Annotated in this window: 4 protein-coding genes; all 4 read left to right on the top strand. The window is 48.8% G+C overall.

Annotated elements, in window-relative coordinates:
- A partial coding sequence (locus MHN01_RS19315) for a hypothetical protein (protein ID WP_239412840.1) occupies positions 1 to 207 on the top strand: 207 nt, incomplete at its 5' end.
- A gap of 76 nt (positions 208 to 283) precedes the next feature.
- Entirely contained in the window at positions 284 to 400 is a 117-nt protein-coding gene (locus MHN01_RS19320; protein ID WP_239412841.1) for a hypothetical protein, read from the top strand.
- A gap of 9 nt (positions 401 to 409) precedes the next feature.
- On the top strand, positions 410 to 1,588 hold the full coding sequence (gene torC / locus MHN01_RS19325; RefSeq protein ID WP_239412842.1) for a pentaheme c-type cytochrome TorC: 1,179 nt from the start codon (positions 410 to 412) through the stop codon (positions 1,586 to 1,588).
- 124 nt (positions 1,589 to 1,712) lie between these two features.
- On the top strand, positions 1,713 to 3,889 hold a 2,177-nt coding region (torA, locus tag MHN01_RS19330), incomplete at its 3' end, for a trimethylamine-N-oxide reductase TorA (protein ID WP_239412843.1).

Genomic DNA, 3,889 nt, shown 5'->3' on the forward strand with positions numbered 1-3,889 from the left:
ATCCCCACACCACTTCCAACAACCACCAAAAAACGCCACCAAAGTGGTATTGCTCGTGGTGGCAATTTGTGGAAAAGCATACCTCTATCACATTCCTATCAATTATTTAAAATTAGTCAAAATTCACTCACCGAATGCCACAAAAATAAAATGGTTATTTTTCATAAGCCTACGAAAAAACCATTAATAATCTTTCACATTCAATAACATACGCTCGCATTTCTATATCTGCCATTCACACCCTCTCATTAGAATGAATAAAAAAACACGCGAGGTGAGTTTTATGACAGCAATAAAACAACAAGAATTGAAATCAACATTTCTTTACACATTTGTTATTTTCCCTGCACTTACAGCAGGTGCAGTAGGCCTTTATGGTTTGGCAGCGTGGCTGCTGTAAGGAAAAATAATGAAATCAATTAAGCAAATACTGCAACATTTCTTTACACCCAGCAAAACCATCGGATTAGGCATTTTGATCCTGGCCGGTTTTGTTGGCGGTATAGGGTTCTGGACCACTTTTGATGCCGGTCTTGAGTACACCAATCAGGAACAATTCTGTATTGGTTGTCATGAGATGGAAAACAACGTTTACCAAGAGCTACAAAGCACCATCCACTTCAAAAACCGTACCGGTGTACGCGCAACTTGTCCGGACTGCCATGTTCCGCACAATTTTACCGACAAGATAGCGCGTAAAGCTCAGGCTTCAATGGAGTTGTGGGCCAAACTGACCGGCGAAGTCGATACACCTGAGAAATTCAGCAAAAAACGCCTGGAAATGGCGAAACGCGAATGGGCACGAATGTCTGAAAACGGTTCTGCCGAATGCCGCAGTTGCCATGACTATAACAGCATGGACTTTGACAAGATGTCGGCTGATGCCCGCGATCAGATGATGGATGCTGCCAAAAACGATCAAAGCTGCATCGACTGTCACAAAGGTATTGCCCACCACATGCCGGATATGTCCGCTGGCTACAAAGCCATTATGGATGATCTGAACACGCAGGCTCTGGAAACATCGGTTCGTAGCGGGAACACCTACTATACGCTGCACAACAAGGAACTGTTCCTGGATCCGGAGATGACGAAAAAAGCGGGCTTGATGATCTCATCCGTGCCTGTGGAAGTCGTCAGAAGCCAAGGTGACGCTATCGAAGTGAAAATTACCGGTTGGCGCAAGAAAAAAGGCAGCGGCAAAATCATCATGCAAGACTTTGCCCGCAATATTCGTGTCGCTTCACTTCAGCGTAAAGTAGCCAAAACCAAAGGCTTCTTTAATGTCCTTGATGCCAAGGAAGACGAAGATACCAGCATCACCTGGCAGCACGTCGACTTTACTCTGTGGACAGACAAAACCGACCTGGTGGAAGAGGTTGAACCAATCTGGGAATACGCTAAGGAAGCCTACACCGCCACATGCAGCCGATGTCACTCTCAACCGGCAGAAGCACATTTCGACTCGAACACCTGGGTAGGAATGTTCAAAGGCATGCTCGATTTCGCTGACTTCGAAAAAGAAGAAGAGCAAGTCGTTCTGCGTTACCTGCAGATGCACTCTTCAGACTATAGCAACGATCACTAACTAAGCTTGGAGGTCGTTATCGGCGCCCTCCTTCCCCTAAAGCCAAACCGAATGGTTAGGATGCCTTTTGGCAAAAATTAACTGTTCAGCTTGGTATCAATAATAACTGATAAGCGAGGCTATCATGAGTGGTTCAAGTTTTAACCTGAAACGCCGTGACTTTTTGAAAGGTATTACCGCCAGTGCCGCAGGCGTAGTTGTAGGCCCAAGTTTGCTAACTGCCAGCAAGGCGATGGCAGCTGAAACACCGCAGTGGAAACTGACAGGTTCCCACTGGGGCGCATTCCGTGCCCGTATCGAAAACGGACGTGTAGCTGAAATCAAACCCTTTGAACTAGATACTCACCCTACCGACATGCTAAAAGGCATGAAAGGGATGATCTACAACCCATCACGTGTCCGCTACCCTATGGTACGCGTTGACTGGCTGAAAAATGGCAGCAAGAGCGACACCAGCAAGCGTGGTGATAACCGTTTTGTTCGTGTTAGCTGGGATAAGGCCCTGGATCTTTTCCATAGCGAGCTAGATCGCGTTCAGAAAACGTATGGCTCTTCAGCGCTTCATGCCGGTCAAACGGGCTGGCGTTCAACTGGTGCTCTGCACAGCGCAGGTAACCATATGCAGCGCGCCATTGCCTACCACGGTTCATTTACCAAAAAAGTCGGTGACTATTCTACCGGTGCCGGTCAGCACATTCTTCCTTACGTACTAGGCAACTCTGAAGTTTATGCGCAAGGTACTTCTTGGCAGCACATCCTGAACGAGACCAAGTTCCTGGTTTTATGGGCGAACGATCCGGTGAAAAACCTGCAGGTGGGCTGGAACTGTGAGACTCACGAAGCCTATCCTCACCTGGACGAGCTGAAAGCCAAAATTGCCAGCGGTGACATCCGCGTGATCAGCATTGACCCGGTAGCCACCAAGACCCAGAAGTTCCTCGGTTGTGAACAGATGCGCATCAACCCGCAAACTGACGTTGCCCTGATGATGGCCATTGCCCACACCCTGGCAACCGAAGATCTGGCTGACGTCGATTTCCTTGACGAATACACCATGGGTTATGAGAAGTTTGTTCCTTACCTGATGGGTAAAACCGAAGACAAGATCGAGAAAACACCGGAGTGGGCCGCCAAGATCTGTGGTGTTCCGGCTGACGACATCCGCAAGCTAGCCCGTGCGATGGCAGCAGACCGCACTCAGCTGATGCTGGGCTGGTGTGTACAACGTCAGCAGCATGGTGAACAGCCTTACTGGATGGCAGCCGTACTAGCTTCGATGCTTGGTCAAATCGGTCTTCCTGGCGGTGGTATCTCTTACGCCCACCACTACAGCTCTATCGGTGTACCATCTTCGGGTGCTGCAGGTCCGGGCGCATTCCCTTCAACGCCGGATAAAGGTTACAAGCCAGTTCACGGTGAGAAATTTAACGGCTTTAGCAAAGTGATCCCGGTTGCGCGTTGGGTAGATAGCCTGGTGAACCCGGGCGAGACCATCGACTATAACGGCAAGAAGGTGAAACTGCCTGAAATCAAGATGATGGTATTTAGCGGTAATAACCCGTGGCATCACCACCAGGACCGCAACCGCATGAAGCAGGCACAACAATCACTGGAGACAGTGGTCTCTGTAGATTACCGCTGGACAGCAACTTGTCGCTTCTCCGACATCGTTCTGCCTGCAACAACACCATTCGAGCGCAACGATATCGACGTATACGGCTCTTATTCTGCCCGCGGTATTATTGCAATGCAGAAGCTGGTTGAACCTCAGTTCGAAGCGAAAAGTGACTTCGAAATCTTCACCGAGCTAACCAAGCGCTTCGGTAAAGATCGCGAGTACACCCGCGGCATGAATGAAATGCAGTGGCTGAAGGAAATCTACAAAAATTGCCGCAAAGCCAACAAAGGCAAGTTTGATATGCCAGAATTCGAGAAATTCTGGGAAGAAGGGTTTGTTGAATTTGGTAAGGGCAAGCCTTGGGTTCGCCACGCTGACTTCCGCGAAGATCCGGAAGAATACGCATTGGGTACGGCTTCAGGCTTAATCGAAATCTTCTCAAACAAGATTGCGAAATATGGCTACAACGACTGTAAAGGCCACCCAATGTGGTTTGAAAAAGTCGAACGTAGCCACGGTGGTCCAGGCTCTGATAAGTACCCGCTCCAGCTACAGTCTTGTCACCCTGATCAACGTCTGCACTCGCAGTTATGTGAATCGGAAGAGTACCGTGCAACCTATACCGTTCAGGGCCGTGAACCAATCTACATGAGCCCTGAAGATGCAAAAGCACGTGGTATTAA

Source organism: Photobacterium sp. OFAV2-7 (genome assembly GCF_022347985.1).
Classification (GTDB): Bacteria; Pseudomonadota; Gammaproteobacteria; order Enterobacterales; family Vibrionaceae; genus Photobacterium.

Coding starts and splice junctions, on each gene's coding strand:
- MHN01_RS19320 (WP_239412841.1), top strand. CDS start 284: ATGACAGCAATAAAACAACAAGAATTGAAATCAACATTTCTTTACACA.
- torC (WP_239412842.1), top strand. CDS start 410: ATGAAATCAATTAAGCAAATACTGCAACATTTCTTTACACCCAGCAAA.